We start from the raw sequence: 21,619 nt of genomic DNA, 5'->3' as shown, positions 1-21,619 counted from the left end.
ATAATGGAGCTTTATCAATCAGAATTATTAATGGTTGGCTCACGCCTTTTAAGTTACCCAACAACAGAGGACAAAAAAACGGTAATAAATTGTATCGGTGAGATGAATTTATCAGAAGATATAAGTGAAACTTTAAAAGAAGCTGTAGATACAATTTTTTACCTTCCTTTAAAAGATTTACAAGAAACTTATGTTGCTACTTTTGATTTAAAGACGAGATTAGGACTTTATTTATCTGCTCATGAATTTGGAGATAGTCCAAAACGTGGAGCTGCTTTAATTAAACTTCAGAAAATTATCAATGAGGCAGGCTATGAGCGGATAGACGGTGAATTAGCTGACTATATTCCGATGTTATATGAATTTGTTGCTAATATGTCAGAAGGTGCGAATAAAGATAGATTAATTAAGCGATTAGCTTGTGTAACGCAGCGAATATTAGATCAATTACCAGAAGAGAATCCATATCGACCTTTCTTTTCTGTTCTCATGCAATACGTTTTTGAACCTCCTACAAAAAAAGATTTGATGGAGATGGAACAGGATAAAGAAGAGGCTGACTTAGAGGAACTTCCTTATCCGATAATGTATCAATAGTGCTAGTATGTAATAAAGCCAAGGAGGCGAGATAATGGAAGGAATTTTTTGGTGGGTTATTTTTCCTTATTTAACATTAGCAATAATGATTATTGGAAGCATTTATCGCTTTGCATCTAACCAAATTAGTTGGGTTGCACCATCAACGGAATTTTTTGAAAAAAAGTGGCTAAAAATTGGTTCTCCTTTGTTTCATTATGGAATTCTGCTTGCATTTATTGGTCATGTTATGGGGATGTTAATTCCTATAGAATTTTATCAATGGATAGGTGTATCTGACCATATGTACCATTTTGGAGCTATTTATGGGGGTGGTCTAGCTGGGTTGATGGTAGTTGCAGGTGCGATCATTTTACTTATACGTAAAATGACAATCGATCGACTTAGAATTCATGCGACTTTTGCTGATTGGTTTTCAGTAATTAGTTTAATAATTGTTGCTGGTATTGGTGTGTACATGACTATAATTTACAATACAACAGTTGTTGAATATGAATATCGATTAACGATTGGTCCTTGGTTTCGAAGTTTATTTATTTTCCAACCACAATATAAGCTAATGCTTGATGTTCCGTTGATTTTTAAGATACATGTAATTACCGCTTTTGCCTTGTTCGCGTCTATTCCGTTTACGCGCTTAGTGCACCTTTACAGTGCACCTATTCATTACCCTATGCGAGCACCGCAACAATACAGGTCTAGATCAGCTTTTAAAAGAAAGGGAATTTAAAGGAGAGATTTAGTGAATAAGAATATAAAAAAGGTAGTCATAGTATTTAGGCTGCCTTTTTCAAATCGATCATATAAGGTTGTCTCCCACTTATAAAAACTAGAGAATAGAATACTTTAGAAAGGAATTTCGCAGATGAATAAAAACAAATTACAATTACCACTTCAAACATCTAGTTTAATTGTAGGTTTTATGGTGTGGGTGATAATCTCATCATTGATGCCTTATATAAAAGAAGATATTCCTCTTTCATCCGTTCAATTATCATGGGTCACAGCAGTACCAGTTATACTTGGATCCATTATGCGAATTCCGATAGGGTATTGGACAAACCGTTTTGGAGCTAGATGGATATTTCTATTAAGTCTATTGTTTTTAATTTTACCTGTTTATTATCTAAGTCTCGCTAATTCGTTTTTCGACCTAATTATTTCAGGATTGTTAATCGGTGTTGGTGGTGCCATATTCTCAGTAGGTGTTACTTCCTTGCCAAAATACTATTCGAAAGATCGTCATGGTTTCGTTAACGGAATTTATGGCATTGGTAATATTGGTACTGCACTGACGTCATTTGGAGCACCGATTATTGCTAGCCAATTTGGGTGGGAATTAACGGTTAAGTTTTTCCTAATTCCGCTTTTAGGCTTTGCTTTATTAAACTTTTTTCTTGGTGATAAAAATGAAGCTAAAGTTACTACCTCATTAAAAGTACAAGTTGAAAGTGTTTATCGAAACGAAAAAGTATGGTTTTTAAGTATCTTTTATTTTATAACTTTTGGTTCGTTTGTAGCTTTCACTGTATACTTACCCAATTTTTTAGTTACCCAATTTAATTTAACAGAAGTTGATGCAGGCTTACGTACAGCTGGTTTTATTGCAATTTGTACTTTCATCAGACCCCTTGGTGGATGGTTGGGGGATAAATTTAACCCTTTTAAAATTTTAATGTTAGTTTTTGCAGGGTTAACTTTTTCTGGTGTATTATTATCTTTTTCGCCATCCATTACCTTATATACAGTTGGAACGTTAACTGTAGCTGCATGTTCGGGGATCGGGAATGGAACAATTTTTAAATTAGTACCACTCTATTTTTCTAAACAAGGTGGAATTGTCAATGGTATTGTTTCAGCAATAGGAGGTTTAGGTGGTTTTTTTCCTCCATTAATATTGACAACAGTTTATAGTTTAACAGGGCATTATGCGATAGGTTTTATGGCATTGTCACAGTTTGCCTTAGCAAGTTTAATAATTGTTATATGGATGTTTTATTCAGATAGACTTTCTCTGGCAAATGAAATTATGAAAAATACTGGTCAAGGTGTAATGGTAACTAATAATGAAGGCGAAATAATTAAAGTGAACGAAGCCTTTAGTAAGGTAACTGGATATGAATCAGACGAAGTTATTGGAATAACACCACAAATATTAAGTTCAGGTATACATGGTGCAGAATTTTACGAACAAATGTGGAAGGAATTAGATAGCAACAATTATTGGCAAGGTGAAGTATGGAATAAAAGGAAAAACGGACAAATTTATTCTGAATGGCTTACAATAAGTGCTGTTAAAGATGATACAGGGGAAGTGACTAAATATGTTGGGATATTTAGTGACCTTTCCAAAGGTAAAAAGTAATTGTTTATGTAATCCATTTAGTATGTAACACCGATGTTTAAAAAAATTGTTAAATTACGATTGGTCGAGGCTGAAAATTCTTGGTTATTTGGGTGGAGTTTTATATTTGATAAGCTGTAAATTCTAATGGCATATGACACCTATAGTAATTTAGAGACAAAAAATAATTAATCACCTAGAGTATAACTTTTTATCCTCTAAGTGATTTTTCAAAAAAAGTATTATTAATTTCTTAAAATGATAAAAACCATATAAACAATGTAACAAATAATTAAAAAGCTAGCTTCGAATTTTCCAATTTTAAAGTTAGTTCTAGAGAAAATAAGTAAAGCAACTGTAAGAAAGATCATAATAAGGATATCAATAATTATCTTACTGCTGACAGTAAGAGGATGAATAACAGCAGTCGTACCAAGAACAAATAATATATTAAAAATATTACTACCTACTATATTACCCAGAGCTATCTCACTTTGTTTCTTTATTGCAGCAGTGATTGATGTTAATAGTTCTGGGAGGGATGTACCTATTGCTATAATAGTAAGTCCAACCAAGGTTTCACTCATTCCAAAAGAGAGAGCTATTTCAGTTGCGTTCCTCACCACTAACTCTCCGCCTAAAATAATCCCAACAAGCCCCGCTATTGTTAAAATTACCTTTTTTGCAAGTGGGGATGGTGTATCATTCGTTTCATCAATTAATTTATCACGACTTTTCCTAGCAACTTCAAATACATAATATAAGAAAATTGCAAAGAACAGCAAAATGATAAAACCGTCGCCTCTTGTAATAAGATTCTCAGTAGCTTTTTGCAAGGCTATATCACTAACTAGGATTAGTAAGGCAATACTTGCTAGTAATGTAAATGGTATTTCTTTTCGAATTGTTTCACTTTCAACCTTAAGTGGATATATAAACGCCGAAATACCAACTACTAACGTGATATTAAAAATATTACTACCAACAACATTACCAAGTGCTATACCAGCATTTTCTTCAAGAGCAGCAATTATGCTGACTGTTGCTTCAGGTGAACTTGTACCAAATGCAACGATTGTTAAACCGATTAGTAAAGGTGACACACGAAATGCTTTTGCGATGCTTGATGATCCATCTACAAATAAATCTGCCCCCTTTATCAAAAATACAAAACCGAGAATTAATAATATATAAACCAATGTTTCACCTCATAACTATAGAATTGAAATATTTTAAATTTATGGAGAAGTATTAAATTTACTAAAAAGGCTTTATCAAAGGTAATTAGAAATAAAATGATTAAGAATTACGGAAGAAAAGTATAATTTCGAATACATTTTTAATATAATAATATTCTAACGTTATTTCTTTTGTTTTAAAAGGATCTTGCAATTCAGCATACAAATTTTTAGTAGGAGATTTATTTATCTTATATTATCTATCTATTCAAGGCTTGTTAAATAGAGATAGAAATAAATTATTTTTAAATATATAGGAAGCTATTCCAACAATCATCAATTATGAAAACTACTATTATTAGTAATTTTGTCCGTCAAATTAAAATACAGAGCAAATTCTAATCGAATATGCTCTGTATTCTAATTTAATAATATTATTCAATAGATGAAAGTTCATCTTCTGTTACCCATTTATGATTGGTTACCTTTTCCTCCGTGGTAGTTAGTACAAAATTAACCATGTATACGGTGGTATCTTTTGCTTCATCTATTTCAGCAGTAGCGCCTTCCATGCCCTCCATATGCTCTGCATTAAGCGTTGCCTCATCACCCTCTTTTAAAGGGGATTCAGTAGCTTCCTCTAATTCTTCATGAATCACCCATTTGTGATCTGTTACTCTTTCTCCACCATTGGTTGGTGTGTAAGAAACACTATATACTGTAGTATTATAGGCTCCTGCGATTGTCGCTTCTGCACCTTTCATTCCTTCCATGTGATCAGCTTCAATAATAGCTTTACTATCAACTTCGTAAGTAGGAGATTCTGCTTGTTCTAACTCCTCAGGAACTTCACCGGAACCAGACATATTCATTCCGGAATGATCGTCATTTTCCATTTCGCCATGTGATTCAGCTTCCGTGTCATTATTATCTGCTTCAGTATTTTGCTCTTCTTCTGATCCGGTTTCTTCTGGTGGTGCTGGTTCATCTGCTTCGTTACCGCAAGCTGCCAGTAATAACAAAATAAACAGAACAACACCCTTAATTATTATTTTTTTCATTAGAATCCCTCCATTTTTATTCATCAATACATTTCCCTTTGAGAGTTCATTTTATGTCTGTGCAATTGAAAAAGAGAAAAAACATCATTCTTTTAAACGATAATGTGTAAAAGAAATGTAAAGTTTCACAATTCCAATTGCTTCATATAATGAAAATTAGTAAACTAGTCGCTATAAGCGACAAAGAGATTTAATCTAAAGGGGCAGACTAGATGAAAAAACAAGTAATTAATTCAAATAAAAGTAAAAGACTCTGGGAAATTTTATTTACTTCTACTAAATTAGGGTTAACTTCATTCGGGGGACCGATCGCCCATTTAGCATATTTTAAGGATGAATATGTAGATCGTAGAAAATGGTTAGATAATAAAACTTATGCAGATATAATTGCACTTTGTCAATTCTTACCTGGACCTGCTAGTAGTCAGGTGGGTATTTCGATAGGAATGTTGCGTGGGGGCTTAATGGGAGGATTAATATCTTGGTTTGGCTTTACTATGCCTTCTATAATTGTTCTGATTCTTTTTGCAATGCTTTACCAAACCTATGATCTAGCTGAGGCTAGCTTTATACATAGTCTAAAAATAGTGGCTGTGGCCGTTGTTTTGCATGCATTAATCGGAATGGGGAAAAACCTGACTCCAGATAAAACTAGAATAGCAATCGCGGTTATTGCAGCTGTACTTTTACTATTATATCCCTCGGCATGGATCCAAATAGCAATTATCCTAGGAGCAGGACTGATTGGTTATATGTTTTATAAAAACCGCACAAATCCCAAAGTAGAACCATTTGAGATTGGTATTTCAAAAAAACTTGGCATAGCTTCTCTAATTACTCTAGTTAGTCTATTAATAGCATTACCTATTCTCACAAGATTCATAGAACATCCTTTATTAAACTTATTTGATACTTTTTTTCGGGTAGGTTCTCTAGTTTTTGGTGGTGGTCATGTTGTATTACCGATGATTGAAAGAGAAATAGTACCAAATGAATTATTAACTGCTAATGAGTTTTTAGCTGGCTACGGTATGGCACAAGCTGTACCTGGCCCACTATTTACTTTTTCTAGTTATCTTGGCACTATGATTGAAGGATTAGGTGGAGCCGTGGTTGCTACGGTTGCTATTTTTTTACCAAGCTTCTTATTAATTATTGCGGCCCTTCCATTTCTTTCCTTACTTAGAAGGAAATCAGCTTTCCAAAGTGTGTTGATGGGAGTAAATGCTAGTGTTGTAGGGATATTATTAGCTGCATTTTATGATCCAGTCTTCCAGTCCTCCATCTTTAACGCTTCAGACTTTGCTTTAGCGGGTATTTTGTTTGCATTATTGTATTTTTGGAAGGTACCAGCATGGCTGATTGTTATAATTGGTGTAGCCGGTGGATATTTACTACAGGTTATTGCATAGAAAATATAGGAAAAGATGGATCATGTTATTTACAACTTGATTCATCTTTTTTTGTAATATATGATTTTCCCTCTAAGAAATTGCTCTTTAACCTTCATAAAAGAACAAATTAATACATTTTTAGAAAATTTACCTATGGATTGAGTAAATGCAATGTTGCTTTTTTTAAAAATTTCAGTTTGCATAATTTGGTAAGATATAATAAAATACTTCTATTGAAAGCGGTAACACAAAGTGCATATATATTTCGGAAAATGGGGGAGGGGAGATTTTCTTGTATCAACGCGTCCGAACATTTTATATGAACCTACCCTTGAAATATAAGATGGTCATGCTTACAACACTTGTTTTATGTGCATTTAGTGTTGGTGGATTATCCATTCTTCAGTTTACCTTTCACACATATAATAAAGAGATATATCAACAATCAGCTCAAGCACTTCAAGTTTCATCTAATTCTGTGGAGGCTGAATTAAAGAAGATGGAGAGGCTTTCCTATCAAGTAGCGACAGATAATTACTTACAATCCTATTTATTAGCATTAAGAGAAGCGGATTCCAATTACGATCGATTTGTTACTGGAACTGAACTTAGAAGAAGATTATTAAATATAGGAGCTTTAAATAAATATGTATTATCTATCCAAGTTTATGATCTGTTAGATAATGAATACGCATCAGGTAATCATATTCGCACCTTACCTGAAGATCGTCTTAAATTACTTCAAGAGACAGCAAATGAACATAGTGGTGGGGTTGATTGGGTCATACCTTCAGAAGATGACGACAGCTTAACAGCAGCTAGAAATGTCAGGTCCTACCTAGATTTTTCATTAGAAAAGATAGGGACGGTGACGCTTAGAGTTGATGTAGATAGTATTATCACTGAGCTAACCAATCACCTTTCAGAAACAGAAACTACCTTTGCAGTTATCAATGAAGAGGATGAGTTTGTTTTTTACAATAATGAAGAAGAAGAACTTAACTTCTTGGAATCAATGGAGCGAAATACAAACGGCTACGATATTGTGGAAGAAGATGGTAGGCGTTATTTTTTAACTTATTCAAGTGGTAATCAGATGGGGTGGACTTATATGATTGCTACTCCTTATAATAATTTATTTTCAGCAATTTCTACTGCTAGAACTGCAGTGTTAATTATCTTCTCGGCATTATTTATTTTATTAATATTTCTTGGTACTAAGTTTACTGGTACAATTACAAATCCTATCGAAAGTCTAAATAAAAAAATGAAAAGAGTGCAAACTGGCGATTTAGAAGGATTTGATCGAGACGATGATGCAACGTATTATCGTGATGAAGCAGGACAATTACACGACAACTTTAGAAAAATGATGGAGCAAATAGATAATCTTATTTCAGAAAATTACAAAAAACAAATTGTAATAAAAGATTCAGAGTTTAAAACTTTACAAGCACAGGTCAATCCGCATTTTTTATACAATACATTAGAATCAATTAACTGGTCAGCAAAAATTGTTGGTCATAAACAAATTTCACAGATGGCAGAATCTCTAGGATATGTACTAAGAGCATCAATTAATATGAAGGATTCTTTGATTCAACTAGAAGAAGAGTTAATGATTGTCGAGCATTACGTAACTATTCAAAGCTATCGATTTGAAGAAAGGTTAGACTTTGTTACAGATATTGAAGACTCTACGCTATCTTACAATATTCCTAAGTTTGTTATTCAACCTTTGGTAGAAAATGCGATCCGTTATGGATTACAACAAATGCTAGGCACATGTAAAATCATTTTACGCGTAAAAGAAATCGACGATTTATTATATATTATTGTGGAAGACGATGGACCAGGTATGGAAGAACAATTTTTAAAGCAGTTAAAAACAGGAGATTACCAACCAAAAGGAACAGGCATTGGACTTCGAAATATTGATGAACGCATAAAAATATTATTTGGTGAAGATTATGGTATAAAAGTAGAAAGTAAGTTAAATGAAGGCACCAAAGTTATCATTAAATTACCTATTGAGGGGAGGAATAAGAATGTACAAAGTGTTGTTGGTCGATGATGAGCGCATTATATTAGAAGGAATTTCTGCTATTGTTAACTGGAATGAACTTGATGTGGAATTGAGTGGTACGGCAAGAAATGGAATAGAAGCTTTTTCCTTCATTCAAGATAATAAGCCGGATATTGTAATCACTGACATCACTATGCCTGGACTTGATGGGATTGGGCTTGTTGCAAAAGCATCAGAAGCTTATCCAGACATAAAATGGATTTTCATTTCTGGGTTTAGTGAGTTTGAGTATGCTCAGCAAGCAATGCGATTTGGAGTTCGGCATTATTTATTAAAGCCCTGTAATGAAACAGCAATCTCAGAAGCGGTAACAGAGATTGTTTCCGAACTGAGAGAGGAAGAAAACGAAGCACAATACCTTGAAAATATAGAATTAGAAGTAACTAAAGTTACCGACGAGGAAAAAATATATTTATTTAAGCAATTACTATTATACAAACAAGTACCGAAATCATTAGTTGAGAACCTAAAAGAAGCTTTGTCAGATGAAATAGACTCCTCAGCAGCTTGCCGTTTTTTTATTGCTTATGTTGAAGACGATTTAAGTTATGAGGAAATGGAAAATATGGAGTTAAATTTACAAAAATGCTTATCAGGTTATAACAAGATTAGTACGATTTTAGAAAACCGAATCGTATTCTTAGTAGAAAGCAACGATGATGAATTATTAAGAAAGTCGCTTTATAACTGTCATTCTCAAATAAACACTGTAAATAGAAGGATAACAAGCCTATTATCTCATCGAATTGATTTTCTTGAATTAGGGAAGGATACATCCTTACTGATGAAGTTTGATGATCAACGATTCTATTATGACGCTGGAACATTTATAGATAGCGAACAATGGATTGGTTACCAGACTAATTTATTAGAAGAGAATTTGGTGGATGTGGAAAATTTATCTTTTTCTATTAAAACAGGTGAAATTGAAAAAGCTTTTCTACAATTTTCGAAAATGACTGATCAATTAAAGAAAGATAGCATTGATCCTAGAATTGCTAAATCATATTTTGTTCAACTTTACTTGCTATTGGTTTCAAAAGTAGTGAAGGATTATAATGATGATCGATTTAAGTCAATTGAGTATATTGATCAATGTGCAAGGTTATCAGAGATAGAATCCTTTTTTCATTATTTATTAGAAGATTTATTTGAAAAAAGACAATCACAGTCCAATAAATATTCTAAAGTAGTTGAACAAATGAAAGAGGCAGTGATAGATAACTTAAGTAATCCATCATTATCATTACAGTGGGTTGCAAATGAATATTTGTACATGAATGCTGATTACTTAGGAAAATTATTTAAGAAAGAAACAGGGCAACGTTTTTCTAACTATGTAACAAATGAGAGGATTAATAAAGCAGTTCAGATTATAGAGAGAGAACAAGATATAAAGGTATTTGAATTAGCTGAAAGGCTTGGATTCGGTGCTAATCCCCAATATTTCAGTCAAATATTTAAACGTTTAAAAGGATGTACTCCCTCAGATATTATTCGAGCTAATTGAGGGAACTCCTCTTTTTTTTGAACATTTACCACTGTTTTTTCTATCATTACTATATAATAAAATCTGTTATGATTAGTTTGTAATCGCTTACAGCGAATAAAAAGGGGAGGGAAAGAAATGAAAAAACTAAGTTTGTTATTGTTAGGTATGGTGTTAATTCTATTCTTAGCAGCTTGTGGTGGAGACGAAACTTCGTCAGAAGAAACAGATGAATCAGGGAATAACGAAACAGAGGGGACAGAATCAGAAGATTCAGGTGAAGAAGCTTCAGGGGATGAAGAAGTTACACTTCGAATCGCATGGTGGGGTTCACAACCACGACACGATTATACATTAGAAGTTATTGAAATGTATGAGGAACAGAATCCAAATGTCACAATTGAACCAGAATATGCAAGCTGGGATGACTACTGGCAGAAGCTAGCTCCTCAAGCAGCAGCAAATGAACTACCAGATATTATCGCGATGGATTTATCTTATTTATCTCAATATTCACAGAACAATCAATTAGCAGATCTAACACCATTTTTAGGTGAACAAATCGATGTATCAAATATATCTGATAATGCTGTTAGTGGCGGTGAAGTTGGTGACGGTATCTATGGCTTTAACTTAGGTGTAAACGCACTTGGTTTTCACTATAATCCTGAAGTCTTAGCTGAAGCTGGAATTGATGAAATTCCTGAAGATTGGACATGGGAAGATTATCAAGAGATGTCTAAACAAGCAGCTGAACAAGATATTTATTTTGATAATGCATTAAAAGCAGATGTATTCTTTAATTATTATTTACGTACACAAGGAAAGCGCTTATATGCGGAAGATGGAAGTGGACTTGGCTATGAAGATGATCAACTATTTGTAGATTTCTTCACTATGGTACAAGAACAAGTAGAAATGGGTGCTACACCAACACCTGACTTTTTAGCTCAATTAGCTGGTCCAGAAGATGACCCAGTTGTTAAAGGAGAAGGCGTGGGGATTTTCCAATGGTCTAACCAATTTGTAGGATTAGAGGATATTTCAGGTTTAGACTTTAAAATGGCTCCTACACCTGGTCCAAATGTAAGTGACGGATTATTCTTAAAGCCTAGTATGTTCTTCTCGGTTTCTGAAAATTCAGCGGCAAAAGAAGCGGCAGCAGAGTTTATTAGCTACTTTGTAAATGACATTGAAGCAAATAAATTAATCTTAGGTGACCGCGGGGTTCCAGTATCTTCAGAAGTTCTATCTGCGTTAAAAGAAGAGGTTTCAGATTCTCAAGCAGCAGTATTTGAATACATTGAGTGGGTAGAAGATAACAGTTCACCAATGGGTGCAGCTGATCCAGCTGGCGCAGGAGAGATCATTGAATTAATTGATGGTCTAAGCGAACAAATATCCTATGGTGAAATTACCCCAGAAGATGCAGCAACTAACTTTAGAACGCAAGCAGAAAGTATTTTAGGAAACTAATTAGAAATATAACGATAGCTGATCACTATTGATCAGCTATCGTTTTTCCAAAAATGTTTTCTGATAAATAAAAAAGATTTGGCATCAGGAAGATTTGGAAGGGAGCGGACAGTTTTGAATACACATATGAAACAGAACCTATGGGGATACGCTTTTATTGGACCTTTTGTCATTGGCTTTTTAGCTTTTACAATAATTCCAATTATATCTTCACTTTATTTTTCATTTACATCCTATGATTTATTTAATCCACCAAGATGGATCGGCTTAGAGAACTTTGAAAAAATGTTTACTAGTGATCCAAGATATCTACATTCATTAAGAATAACGTTTATTTATGTGTTTGTAGGTGTACCTTTAAGACTTGGTTTTGCTTTATTAGTAGCTATGTTATTAAATACAGCCTCAAGAGCAGTAGGACTTTACCGTACAATGTATTATTTACCTTCTTTGATCGGTGGAAGTGTAGCAGTTGCTATAATGTGGCGTAATATTTTTGGCGATGAAGGAATTGTAAATTTAGCCCTCTTGTCGATGGGCATTGATCCAATAAGGTGGTTTGGTGATCCAACTGCAGCATTGTGGATGCTAATCTTTTTGTCAGTATGGCAATTTGGTTCCTCCATGCTTATCTTTTTAGCAGGATTGAAGTCAATACCACAAAGCTATTACGAAGCGGCCAGTGTCGATGGCGCTAGTTTTTTTCAAAAATTCTTTAATATCACGATACCAATGTTAAGTCCGGTTATCTTATTTAATGCAATTATGCAAACAATAGCTGCCTTTATGACATTTGTTCCAGCCTTCATTATTTCTAAAGGTACTGGTGGCCCGTTAGATGGAACATTACTTTATTCGTTATATCTATTCAAACAAGGTTTTGAATTCTTCCATATGGGTTATGCGTCAGCTATGGCCTGGGTTATGTTAATTATTATTGCAATCCTAACTTCATTGATCTTTTTATCATCGAAGTATTGGGTGCACTATGAATCAGAAGGAGGCAAATAATCCATGAAACCAAAGCATATGAAAAAACTCATCTATCATGTATTAGTGGGTGGATTTGCCATCCTTTTACTCTATCCGGTTTTTTGGTTGTTGATGAGTTCCTTTAAAGTAAGTGAACAAATTTTCATTACAGCGGATGTACTTATTCCAGATCCTTTTGTTTTCGGTAACTATGCACAAGGCTGGCAAGGGTTTGGAGATTATTCATTCGGTGTTTTTATAAAAAACACTGCTGTATTTGTACTTTTCGTGTTGATTGGACACTTAATATCTTGTTCATTAATCGCATTTGGCTTTGCTAGGTTGAAGTTTGCGGGTAGAAATTTTTGGTTTGCGATTATGATTATGACTCTCATGCTTCCATATGAAGTTGTAATGATTCCGCAATACATCATTTTTGCCGAATTAGGGTGGTTGAACTCACTAAAACCGTTAGTAGTACCAGCTTACTTTGGTCATCCCTTCTTCATTTTCTTGCTTGTACAATTTATTCGAACCATTCCAAGAGAGTTAGATGAAGCGGCAATTATAGATGGATGTAACACTTTTAGTGTGTATTACCGGATAATACTACCGTTAATTACACCTGCCCTTGCGACGACAGCAATCTTTACATTCTATTGGACATGGGATAATTTACTAGGCCCAGTACTTTTTCTAAACAGTCCGTCCAAATATACAGTTTCGATGGCACTAAATATGTTCTTAAGTAATGAAACGGTATCCAACTGGGGCGCCATGTTTGCGATGTCTATTGTATCGTTAGTACCAGTATTTATTATTTTCTTTATCTTCCAGCGTTATGTTGTAGAAGGTATCAGTACGAGTGGTTTAAAAGGTTAATAATAAGAGAAATAAGCTTTGGGGGTATCAATATGACTGCACTGAATACTAGTTTTGAATGGATTACAAAAGTTGCCTACTTAAATATTATATGGATCACGATGACGCTACTTGGATTAGGTATCTTTGGTATATTTCCAGCTACTGCAGCTGTCTTTGTTATTACACGTAAATGGATAACAGGACAAAAAGATATCCCTATTCTCTCAACCTTTTGGAAATACTATAAAGAAGGATTTTTACAAGCGAATGTTTTGGGATTTTTACTCGTGATTTTCAGTTACATTTTATACCTTGACTTTTTATTTATAACAGTTGCTGATGGAAAATACACCGTGGTTCTTACGATTCCATTTTTATTTGTTGGAATCCTCTTCCTGTTAACGGCGTTATATGTTTTTCCTGTTTACTCTTATTATGAGATGAAAGGTTTTAAAGTCTTTAAAAGTGCATTTTTCATTATGGTATTAAATCCAATGCCAACTTTGATAATGGTTCTAGGAATGCTAGGACTTATATATATTCTTTGGCATTTCCAAGGCTTAGCATTATTTTTTAGCATTAGTATTATGGGTATTATCATTATGATGCCTGCAGAAAAGGCATTTAAAAAGGTTCATGATAAACAAAGGCAATTTAGGCAGAAGACAGCAGAAGCAAACAAATAAAAGGAGCAAAGCATATCGCTTTGCTCCTTTTATTTGAATGTTGTTATAAAAAAAGAAATTAATAAAATTTTTTTGATAGAAATAAAGAATCGTTTATTCCCATTCTAAAGGCATTCTAAACATACTTCCCCTTATAATATTATCTTTGAAATACAAATGTAATATTTCTATTACATTCCTGTTATGTTTGGGTGATATACTGACTATGGTCTTAGAATAATGTGACTAGGTATAAAGATACTTAAAATGAACATACATAGAAAAAATCGATGGAAAGTAGGGGAAATACGTGAATAAAAACAGTTTAAGTCTTAAGAATGTAGGTATTATTGCTATAGTTGTCACCAGTTTTCTATTTGTAGAACAAGTGAAAGCAGAACCTTCAGCTGAAATAGAAGCGGAAAGACAAGAAGTACAGCAAGAAATTAAAAACACCGAAACAGAAATTGAAAAAACTCGTAAAGAATTAATAGAGTTAAATGAAAAAATTAATAGAAGTACAGAAGCAATTGCAGATAACGAAAAAACTATTGATCAGACAGAAGTAAATATCGAAACTGCAGAAAAAGAAGTAGAGCAAATACAAAGCTCTATCGTAGACTTGGAAATAGAAATTGAAAAAAGAAATGATATTCTTAAAGAAAGAGCAGCTTCCATACAAAAAAGCGGTGGATCATCTACATACTTAGAAGTTGTATTTGGTGCTGAAAGTTTTTTAGATTTTATTGATCGTGTCTCTCTTGTAAATAAAATTGCTGAAGCTGACAAGGATTTATTAGATAAACAAGCAGCAGATAAACTAGAATTAGAAAAAAAGAAGGATGCTGTAACAGAAAAGCTTGAAAATTTAGAGAACATGATGGTAGAGCTAGAAGCAATGCAGGAGCAAATTTTAAAACAAAAAGCAGAAAATGAAGCTCTAGTGGCTGAATTAAAAGAAAAAGAATCTGCGAATGTTGATATTTTAGCAGATTTAAATATTGAAGAAGAAATTTTAGCAAATAAAGAGCGTGCAATAAAAGAAGCAGAAGCGCAAGCTGAAGCAAATCAAGCATCTTCTTCTACAACAAGTACAAGAGGAAACTCTTCGCAACAAATTGAACAATTTGCACAAGAAACAAAAAAATCTAGTAGTAGTTCAAGTTCACAATCAGCTCCAAAAGCAACAGGTAACTTACAAACTATTCTAACAGCAGGTAATCGTTATTTTGGTAATTCAGTTTATGTTTTTGGTGGGGGTCGTTCCTCTTATGATATTGCAAATGGACGTTTTGATTGTTCTGGATTTGTAAGTTGGGCATTCCGTCAAGGTGGTATTAACTTACCTGCAAGTACTGGTGCCTTAAGTGGTGTAGGAACAAAAGTCTCTGTAAGTGATATGAGACCTGGAGATTTGGTTTTCTTTAATACTTACAAAACAAATGGTCATGTTGCCATCTACCTTGGAAATAATAAATTTATTGGTTCACAAAATTCAACTGGTGTTGCTATAGCTAGTATGAATAACTCTTATTGGAGTAGTACTTTTAAAGGTCACGTTCGTCGCGTTATTCAATAGTATATCTTTTTAAAAGCATGTCTCTCACTTAGCTGGGAGGCATTTTTTTGATCACTTAACCGAATGAAATGTTGCTAAGTAGCAAAAGGATTCGATGAAAATTATTATAGGTCTGGTTGAGTTACTATTGGATAAGCAGTTTTGTTCTTATTTGGTTATATGTTAGTTATAATTAATTTATGCGTTGTTAAAATAAAAATTAGTGGTAGTTTTCAATTTCTGAATAAAATCTTTCATTAAGCAAATTTTTAATCAATAATTTTTTTGAAATTTTTCATAAAAGAAATTTACTATCATATTTATCTTAGTGGTACAAGTTATGCACTGAGTTTATGGAAAGCAGGGGTTACATGCCAGGCATAGAAACAGATACATTAATTTTCGTTGGAATGTTTTTAGCAATAGGAGCTGGAGCGTTATCCTTTTTATCTCCATGTGTCCTTCCAATTTTTCCAGCGTATCTATCATACATTACTGGGATTAGTGTAAAGGAATTGCAAAATAATCAAAATACAAAAATCAGAGGTAAATTATTAAGTCACTCCATTGTTTTTTTAATGGGAGTCTCACTTGTTTTTGTTAGTTTAGGTGCGAGTGCATCTTTTTTGGGGCAGTGGCTGCAAGAACTTTTACTCGGTAGTACAGGGTTATTAATTCAACGTATTGCAGGGATTTTTATAATTGTGATGGGACTATTTATAGGTGGCTGGCTAAATATTAAAACATTAATGAAAGAAAAAAGAATTCACGCTAAAACAAAGCCAGCTGGTTATGTCGGAACATTTTTTGTAGGCTTAGGCTTTGCTGCAGGTTGGACGCCATGTATTGGTCCAATTTTTGCTTCTATATTAGTACTTGCTGCTAGCAATCCTAGTCAAGGAATTTTTTATACAATCATGTATGTCATAGGCTTTAGCTTACCATTTTTATTACTCACATTCTTTTTAGGTTCAACAAAATGGCTGGTGCGTAAAAGTCAAATAATTATGAAAATAGGTGCTGTATTCATGATAATAATGGGTCTTGTTTTGTTTTTTGGACTAATGCCTATTATTTCATCCTATATTTTAGATTTAATTAAAGATACATGGTTAGCAGAATTAGGTTAAGATTCGGGAGGATATTTATGAAAAAAGGAATTGTCATTATTCTACTTCTTGGTATGGTAGGATATGCTGTATATGACTATATTGATACACAAAACGAAGCAAAAAAAATAGAAGGCACTAAGATAGTAGCTGAAGGGTCGTTGAATGATGGAGATGTGGTTAATTCTGAAAAAACTGGACTACAAAGAGGTGAATTAGCACCAGACTTCACATTGGAAACGTTAGACGGGGAACAAGTTAATTTATCAGATTATCGCGGTACACGGGTTTTTCTTAACTTTTGGGCAACTTGGTGTCCACCATGTCGTGCTGAAATGCCAGATATGCAAAAGCTTTATGATAATGAAGATATACAAATTTTAGCCGTGAATTTAACTCAATCTGAAAAAAATGTAGAAGGTGTTAGTGAATTTGTGGAGGAGTTATCCTTAACTTTTCCTATCCCTATGGACGTAGAATCAGAAGTTTCCACTCTTTACCGCGTTCAGGCTTATCCAACGTCGTATTTAATTGATCAGGAGGGTCGGATTCAATATATTGGCATGGGTGCTATGAATTATGATCAAATGATCCAAGAATTTGAAAAAATGAATTAAAAGAGAACGTATTATAAAAGGTTCGTTAAATTTTGTTTATCCATTTATTTATTAAGTAGTGTTAATAATAAGAGTATTAATAAAAACCAGAAAGGAGTATATCCCTTCTGGTTTTTCCTTTAATCTTATGAACAATATTTCTCATAAGCAGCGTTTAACTGGTCGAGAATATCTTCTGGTTCAAATCCTTCAATATTTTCGCGCGGAATGAAATGCTTTAACTCACCATCTTTTAATATTGCCATGGAAGGAGAGGAGGGTTCGACTCCAGTAAAATATCCTCTCATAGCTTCTGTAGCTTCTCTGTCTTGGCCTGCAAATACTGTTACAAAATGGTCAGGTTTCTGATCATTTTCTAGTGAAGCGATAGCGGCTGGTCGAGCCAGTCCAGCTGCGCATCCACAAACAGAATTAATAACAACAAGAGCTGTTCCATTTGTGTTTTTCATGAATTTGTCAACTTCTTCTGGTGATGTTAATTCATCAAATCCTGCTGTGGTCAATTCTTCTCGCATTGGACGTGAAACTTCCTTCATATATTCTTCATATGCGTTCATGATTATATTCCTCCTTGATTTTTACTTGTAGCTTGTGTCATTTGATGCCATACAGATCCTTTTGCTTTTTCACCATCATTAATTCGAGAAAGAGCCATTTTTACTTGCATTTTCACTTCAAATTCGGGATCATTCGATGCTAATTCTAGAGCTGGAACAGCAGATTCATCGCCTATTTCATATAAAAACATTGCTGCACGCCATCTTACTAGCCTATTTGAATCTTTAAGGGAAGCTATCATTTGAGGCATGGCTTCCATGTACCCTAAGTCAGAGATGCAATCGCCAGCCGTTCTTCTAACGGTAACAGCAGGGTCAGTCAATGCTTCATATAGGTAAGGAAGCACATCTCTGCTTTCTAACATTCCTAGATAGGCAGTAGCTAATCGACGAATCGATGCTTTTTCATCTTTTATAGCTTTAGCAAGTAGCGGAAGATCTTGCATTGTTGGATCCATTTGATCAAGCACCCGGTAACGAACCTTCCAATCTCTATGCTCTAAGTCTGCTAGATCTACCTTTTCTTTTTCGTTGCTAATTTTATCACTAGCTGAATGATTTTGTGCTAGCTCCACTAGTTCTTGTATTCTCTTTTCATCGTAGCTGGCATCTATTTCATCTAGTAACTCCGTCTTCACTTCTGCTAGCATTCCATATCTTCTTTGCATTTCAATCCATTTTCTTTCCATCACAAAGTTTGGTGCATCTACAGAAGCTTCCATTACTGCCTTGTTAAATCTTTCAGGTAATGCTAACCTTTCTTCATCCTCATTTACAATAAGCTTGAGCTGCATTGGGATTTCTCTAAAGTACTGAACAAAGACTTGCACTTCAGAAGAAGAACCAGTTGTTTCATTTTCAGTATTTTTTTCTGCTACTTCAATATTTTCAACTGTACCTAATTGCTCTCTAACCTTAGGCAAGATAGTTTCCCAAGGTACTTTTGCATTTTTTTCAAGCGCAATAAAATCAACTACTTGATAGATGTTTTTAACGCCGTCAATCTGAAACAAGGATTGGATATAAGCTGGAGCATCATCTAAGTTATCTTTAATACTAAAATTTAACCTAGTATCCATAGGTAAGGTTTCATCTAAGTTTATTTTCATAGAGTGAGGACTAGGAGTGGGTTCAATAGAAAAAATCTTCACACCTTTACCTCCTTTCTTCGTTAAAACATATAGCTATTTATCCGACATTACTAAAGTTTTTGAAATAGATTTAAAAACTCGACTAAACTATACCTTATAGCGATTTTATCAAAATTAACGTTCGATTCCTACTTATTCGTTTTTTACAGAAGATTAACCTTTACCCAACCACGGACACTATTTATAAACCATATAGTGTCAGCATTTTTAACGTCCTCTTTTGTTATAATTTGTTCTGTAATTTTATTTTCTAGTAGCAATTTTTCTCGAAAGGTACCAGCTAATAATCCGCAATTTACAGGAGGAGTATAAAATTTATTATCTTTTTCAACAACAACATTTCCTATCGTAAATTCTGTAACTTCCTCATTTTCATTCCATAATAATGCAGTTTGAACGGATGCTGGCAAATTTTCATCAGCTTCTAAGTAAACGTCCCGTTGGGTAGTTTTGTGATATAAAAAGATATCATCCGAATGCACCGCGTTAGAAGAAAATGCTGCGTTTATTCCACTATCAGTTGGAGTAATCTGATTTCTATCTAGCTTTATGTCTCCATTTTTGTTTAGTGTCAGTCGGATTTTAAAATTCCCGTCTTTGAAGTTTGTAGCTTGCTCGTTTAAAGCAGACTTAACCGCTTCTTTATTAAATTTAAACTGAAAATAGGATGCACTTTTTTCTAATCGATTTAAATGGAAATTTAATAATGGATATGTTCCGTTTTCTAATAGAATAGATTCTAACAGCTCAAAGGATGAAGGCTTGACAGTAAGTAATTTAGCCTTTGTCCAAATTTCATCGAATTCATTCTCAGGGGTAGAATCCCAAGTGATGCCACTTCCAGTACCATATGTTGCTGATTTTTTTTCTTTATCAATTAATACAGTTCGAATAGGTACATTAAAAATTGCTTCTTTTTTTGGTGTGATATAACCAATTGCACCACAATAAATATTTCTAGGCGTATTTTCTAGTGCTTTGATAAATTTCATTGTTTCGATTTTAGGTGCACCAGTTATAGAACCACATGGAAATAAAGCCTTAAACCAATCCCAAACTTTTTTGTCGGGGTCAATATCCGCTTCAATAGTCGAAGTCATTTGATGTACGGTAGGGTATGTTTCAATTTCATATAGCTTAGGCACACGAATCGAATCCGTTAAAGCAATTCGGCCCAAATCATTTCGAAGTAAATCCACTATCATGAGATTTTCAGCTTGATCTTTTTCGGATTCAGCTAGCTCCTTTTTATTTGAGAGATCTTCGCTATAGGTTTTACCTCGCTTCGCAGTGCCCTTCATAGGTTTAGTCATTATTTTATTCTCAGATTTTTCAAAGAACAATTCAGGTGATGCAGAAAGGATTTGATAATTTCCGATATTTAAATAAGCACTATATTTTGCTGACTGGTTAGCTTGTAAATGCTGATAAAAATCAAAGCTGCTACCTGTAAACTTAGAAGTCATTCTTGTTGTGTAATTTACTTGATAAGTATCGCCTCTTTTAATTGCCGCCTTAATAGTCTTAACATTATGTTCATATTGTCTAAAGCTCGTATTTAATTTCCAATCCGATAGTTGATAAGGCTCTGAATCGTGTTTTTCTTCATTTAAGGGTTCATGAAATACACCAAACCAAACAAGTGGGAAGTTAGAGGCTTCGCCGACATTGTAACTAGCGTCAAAGGCTGGTGCAGCTTCGTAGGAAACAAACCCCGCTACATAATATCCTTTTTCTAAGGCTTGTTCTATTTTAAGGAAAATCCCTTCAATCTCATTTACATTAGAAGTTTGTAAAATTTCAATTGGATCACTAAAGGATAAATGGTGATGGTTAGAAAGTGCGGATGTAAAGTCAAATTGAAGATATGGTTGTGTCAAATTTTTTCCCTCGCTTTCGTTTATAGTCTAGCGCTTTAGTATATTGATTCTTAATCATCTCATAACCGAAAGTAGTGCAAATCGATTCAGGATGAAATTGTACTCCTTCCACAGGGTACTTGTGATGTTTAACAGCCATTATCTCATCATTTTTTGTCCGGGCTGTAATTTCCAATTCATGATTAGGAAAACGCTTGTTATCTGCAATTAATGAATGATAGCGCGTAACTTTAGTAGGGGATTCGAGACCTTTAAAAACACTGCTACCATTATGCTCTATCCATGATTGTTTTCCATGTATTGGCTCCTTGTTTTCAATAATACCGCCTTTAAAAAAAGATATTATCATTTCCATACCTAAACACACTCCGAAAATAGGCGTAGTTTTATGAAAAGTAGAAAGGATGTCCGTGACTATTCCATCACTTTGTGGTTCACCAGGTCCAGGAGAAAGAATAATTGCAATAATATCCATTTGATGAAGTTCATGAATGCTTACTTCTTCCGGACGAAAGACAATGACGTTTGGTGTGAGTTTTTTATAATATTGAACAAGATTATAGGTAAAAGAATCGTAATTATCTATGATTACAATCATTTTGGTTTCTCCTTTCATGTAGT

At 33.9% G+C, this 21,619-nt stretch carries 19 protein-coding genes; 13 read left to right on the top strand and 6 right to left on the bottom strand.

Features of this window, described 5'->3' with window-relative positions:
- Window positions 1-3: 3 nt before the first annotated feature.
- The 3 genes from narJ to DFR57_RS10765 all read left to right on the top strand — a co-directional run bounded on the left by narJ (window position 4) and on the right by DFR57_RS10765 (window position 2,962).
- A complete protein-coding gene (narJ, locus tag DFR57_RS10775; protein ID WP_114353167.1) occupies window positions 4-597 on the top strand; it encodes a nitrate reductase molybdenum cofactor assembly chaperone in 594 nt (197 codons plus the stop codon).
- 34 nt (window positions 598-631) lie between these two features.
- Window positions 632-1,327, top strand: a complete 696-nt coding sequence (gene narI, locus DFR57_RS10770) for a respiratory nitrate reductase subunit gamma (protein WP_114353166.1) — start codon at window positions 632-634, stop codon at window positions 1,325-1,327.
- Window positions 1,328-1,462: 135 nt separating this feature from the next.
- Window positions 1,463-2,962: an MFS transporter gene (locus DFR57_RS10765; RefSeq protein ID WP_114353165.1), complete on the top strand. Its 1,500-nt coding sequence runs from the start codon at window positions 1,463-1,465 to the stop codon at window positions 2,960-2,962.
- Between the two features lie 224 nt (window positions 2,963-3,186).
- Here the strand turns inward: DFR57_RS10765 and DFR57_RS10760 are convergent, their stop codons facing one another.
- Both DFR57_RS10760 and DFR57_RS10755 read right to left on the bottom strand, forming a co-directional pair.
- Window positions 3,187-4,140: a calcium/sodium antiporter gene (locus tag DFR57_RS10760; RefSeq protein ID WP_114353164.1), complete on the bottom strand. Its 954-nt coding sequence runs from the start codon at window positions 4,138-4,140 to the stop codon at window positions 3,187-3,189.
- Between the two features lie 413 nt (window positions 4,141-4,553).
- Complete coding sequence (locus DFR57_RS10755; protein WP_114353163.1) at window positions 4,554-5,180, bottom strand: DUF1541 domain-containing protein; 627 nt, start codon at window positions 5,178-5,180, stop codon at window positions 4,554-4,556.
- Window positions 5,181-5,392: 212 nt separating this feature from the next.
- Between DFR57_RS10755 and chrA the strand changes: the two genes are divergently transcribed.
- From chrA to DFR57_RS10705, 10 genes are all read left to right on the top strand, one after another.
- A complete protein-coding gene (gene chrA / locus DFR57_RS10750) occupies window positions 5,393-6,592 on the top strand; it encodes a chromate efflux transporter (RefSeq protein ID WP_114353162.1) in 1,200 nt (399 codons plus the stop codon).
- 274 nt (window positions 6,593-6,866) lie between these two features.
- Complete coding sequence (locus tag DFR57_RS10745) at window positions 6,867-8,648, top strand: sensor histidine kinase (RefSeq protein ID WP_114353161.1); 1,782 nt, start codon at window positions 6,867-6,869, stop codon at window positions 8,646-8,648.
- A complete protein-coding gene (locus DFR57_RS10740) occupies window positions 8,623-10,170 on the top strand; it encodes a response regulator transcription factor (protein ID WP_170132967.1) in 1,548 nt (515 codons plus the stop codon). The genes DFR57_RS10745 and DFR57_RS10740 overlap by 26 nt, the downstream gene beginning before the upstream one ends.
- Before the next feature lie 117 nt (window positions 10,171-10,287).
- Entirely contained in the window at window positions 10,288-11,625 is a 1,338-nt protein-coding gene (locus DFR57_RS10735; protein ID WP_114353159.1) for an ABC transporter substrate-binding protein, read from the top strand.
- Between the two features lie 126 nt (window positions 11,626-11,751).
- Window positions 11,752-12,636, top strand: coding sequence for a carbohydrate ABC transporter permease (locus DFR57_RS10730; RefSeq protein ID WP_170132969.1), 885 nt, complete (start codon window positions 11,752-11,754; stop codon window positions 12,634-12,636).
- A gap of 3 nt (window positions 12,637-12,639) precedes the next feature.
- Window positions 12,640-13,479, top strand: a complete 840-nt coding sequence (locus tag DFR57_RS10725) for a carbohydrate ABC transporter permease (RefSeq protein ID WP_114353157.1) — start codon at window positions 12,640-12,642, stop codon at window positions 13,477-13,479.
- 32 nt (window positions 13,480-13,511) lie between these two features.
- Window positions 13,512-14,147 carry a YesL family protein gene (locus DFR57_RS10720; RefSeq protein ID WP_114353156.1) on the top strand — a complete coding sequence of 212 codons (636 nt, stop codon included), beginning with the start codon at window positions 13,512-13,514 and terminating at the stop codon, window positions 14,145-14,147.
- A 289-nt stretch (window positions 14,148-14,436) separates the two neighbouring features.
- Complete coding sequence (locus tag DFR57_RS10715; RefSeq protein WP_114353155.1) at window positions 14,437-15,705, top strand: coiled-coil domain-containing protein; 1,269 nt, start codon at window positions 14,437-14,439, stop codon at window positions 15,703-15,705.
- A gap of 350 nt (window positions 15,706-16,055) precedes the next feature.
- Window positions 16,056-16,814 carry a cytochrome c biogenesis CcdA family protein gene (locus DFR57_RS10710; RefSeq protein WP_114353154.1) on the top strand — a complete coding sequence of 253 codons (759 nt, stop codon included), beginning with the start codon at window positions 16,056-16,058 and terminating at the stop codon, window positions 16,812-16,814.
- A gap of 17 nt (window positions 16,815-16,831) precedes the next feature.
- The gene (locus DFR57_RS10705) at window positions 16,832-17,410 is read left to right on the top strand and encodes a peroxiredoxin family protein (protein WP_114353153.1); all 579 of its coding nucleotides are present in this window, start codon (window positions 16,832-16,834) and stop codon (window positions 17,408-17,410) included.
- Window positions 17,411-17,535: 125 nt separating this feature from the next.
- Here DFR57_RS10705 and DFR57_RS10700 read toward each other — a convergent pair whose 3' ends face one another.
- The 4 genes from DFR57_RS10700 to DFR57_RS10685 all read right to left on the bottom strand — a co-directional run bounded on the left by DFR57_RS10700 (window position 17,536) and on the right by DFR57_RS10685 (window position 21,596).
- The gene (locus DFR57_RS10700; protein WP_114353152.1) at window positions 17,536-17,967 is read right to left on the bottom strand and encodes a BrxA/BrxB family bacilliredoxin; all 432 of its coding nucleotides are present in this window, start codon (window positions 17,965-17,967) and stop codon (window positions 17,536-17,538) included.
- A 2-nt stretch (window positions 17,968-17,969) separates the two neighbouring features.
- Complete coding sequence (locus tag DFR57_RS10695) at window positions 17,970-19,118, bottom strand: conserved virulence factor C family protein (RefSeq protein WP_114353151.1); 1,149 nt, start codon at window positions 19,116-19,118, stop codon at window positions 17,970-17,972.
- A 143-nt stretch (window positions 19,119-19,261) separates the two neighbouring features.
- Entirely contained in the window at window positions 19,262-20,998 is a 1,737-nt protein-coding gene (gene pabB / locus DFR57_RS10690; protein ID WP_114353150.1) for an aminodeoxychorismate synthase component I, read from the bottom strand.
- Window positions 20,973-21,596 carry an anthranilate synthase component II gene (locus DFR57_RS10685; RefSeq protein ID WP_114353149.1) on the bottom strand — a complete coding sequence of 208 codons (624 nt, stop codon included), beginning with the start codon at window positions 21,594-21,596 and terminating at the stop codon, window positions 20,973-20,975. Before DFR57_RS10685 ends, pabB begins: the two co-directional genes overlap by 26 nt.
- Between the last annotated feature and the right edge of the window lie 23 nt (window positions 21,597-21,619).

This window comes from Saliterribacillus persicus (assembly GCF_003337485.1).
GTDB classification, from domain to species: Bacteria; Bacillota; Bacilli; order Bacillales; family Amphibacillaceae; genus Saliterribacillus; species Saliterribacillus persicus.
Note: the sequence above shows the minus strand (reverse complement) of the source record. Positions and strands in the feature narration are given on the sequence as shown.

Excerpts from the sequence above, each read along its gene's own strand:
- narJ (WP_114353167.1), top strand. The coding sequence starts at position 4 with ATGGAGCTTTATCAATCAGAATTATTAATGGTTGGCTCACGCCTTTTA.
- narI (WP_114353166.1), top strand. The coding sequence starts at position 632 with ATGGAAGGAATTTTTTGGTGGGTTATTTTTCCTTATTTAACATTAGCA.
- DFR57_RS10765 (WP_114353165.1), top strand. The coding sequence starts at position 1,463 with ATGAATAAAAACAAATTACAATTACCACTTCAAACATCTAGTTTAATT.
- DFR57_RS10755 (WP_114353163.1), bottom strand. The coding sequence starts at position 5,180 with ATGAAAAAAATAATAATTAAGGGTGTTGTTCTGTTTATTTTGTTATTA.
- chrA (WP_114353162.1), top strand. The coding sequence starts at position 5,393 with ATGAAAAAACAAGTAATTAATTCAAATAAAAGTAAAAGACTCTGGGAA.
- DFR57_RS10740 (WP_170132967.1), top strand. The coding sequence starts at position 8,623 with ATGTACAAAGTGTTGTTGGTCGATGATGAGCGCATTATATTAGAAGGA.
- DFR57_RS10735 (WP_114353159.1), top strand. The coding sequence starts at position 10,288 with ATGAAAAAACTAAGTTTGTTATTGTTAGGTATGGTGTTAATTCTATTC.
- DFR57_RS10730 (WP_170132969.1), top strand. The coding sequence starts at position 11,752 with ATGAAACAGAACCTATGGGGATACGCTTTTATTGGACCTTTTGTCATT.
- DFR57_RS10725 (WP_114353157.1), top strand. The coding sequence starts at position 12,640 with ATGAAACCAAAGCATATGAAAAAACTCATCTATCATGTATTAGTGGGT.
- DFR57_RS10720 (WP_114353156.1), top strand. The coding sequence starts at position 13,512 with ATGACTGCACTGAATACTAGTTTTGAATGGATTACAAAAGTTGCCTAC.
- DFR57_RS10710 (WP_114353154.1), top strand. The coding sequence starts at position 16,056 with ATGCCAGGCATAGAAACAGATACATTAATTTTCGTTGGAATGTTTTTA.
- DFR57_RS10705 (WP_114353153.1), top strand. The coding sequence starts at position 16,832 with ATGAAAAAAGGAATTGTCATTATTCTACTTCTTGGTATGGTAGGATAT.
- DFR57_RS10700 (WP_114353152.1), bottom strand. The coding sequence starts at position 17,967 with ATGAACGCATATGAAGAATATATGAAGGAAGTTTCACGTCCAATGCGA.
- DFR57_RS10685 (WP_114353149.1), bottom strand. The coding sequence starts at position 21,596 with ATGATTGTAATCATAGATAATTACGATTCTTTTACCTATAATCTTGTT.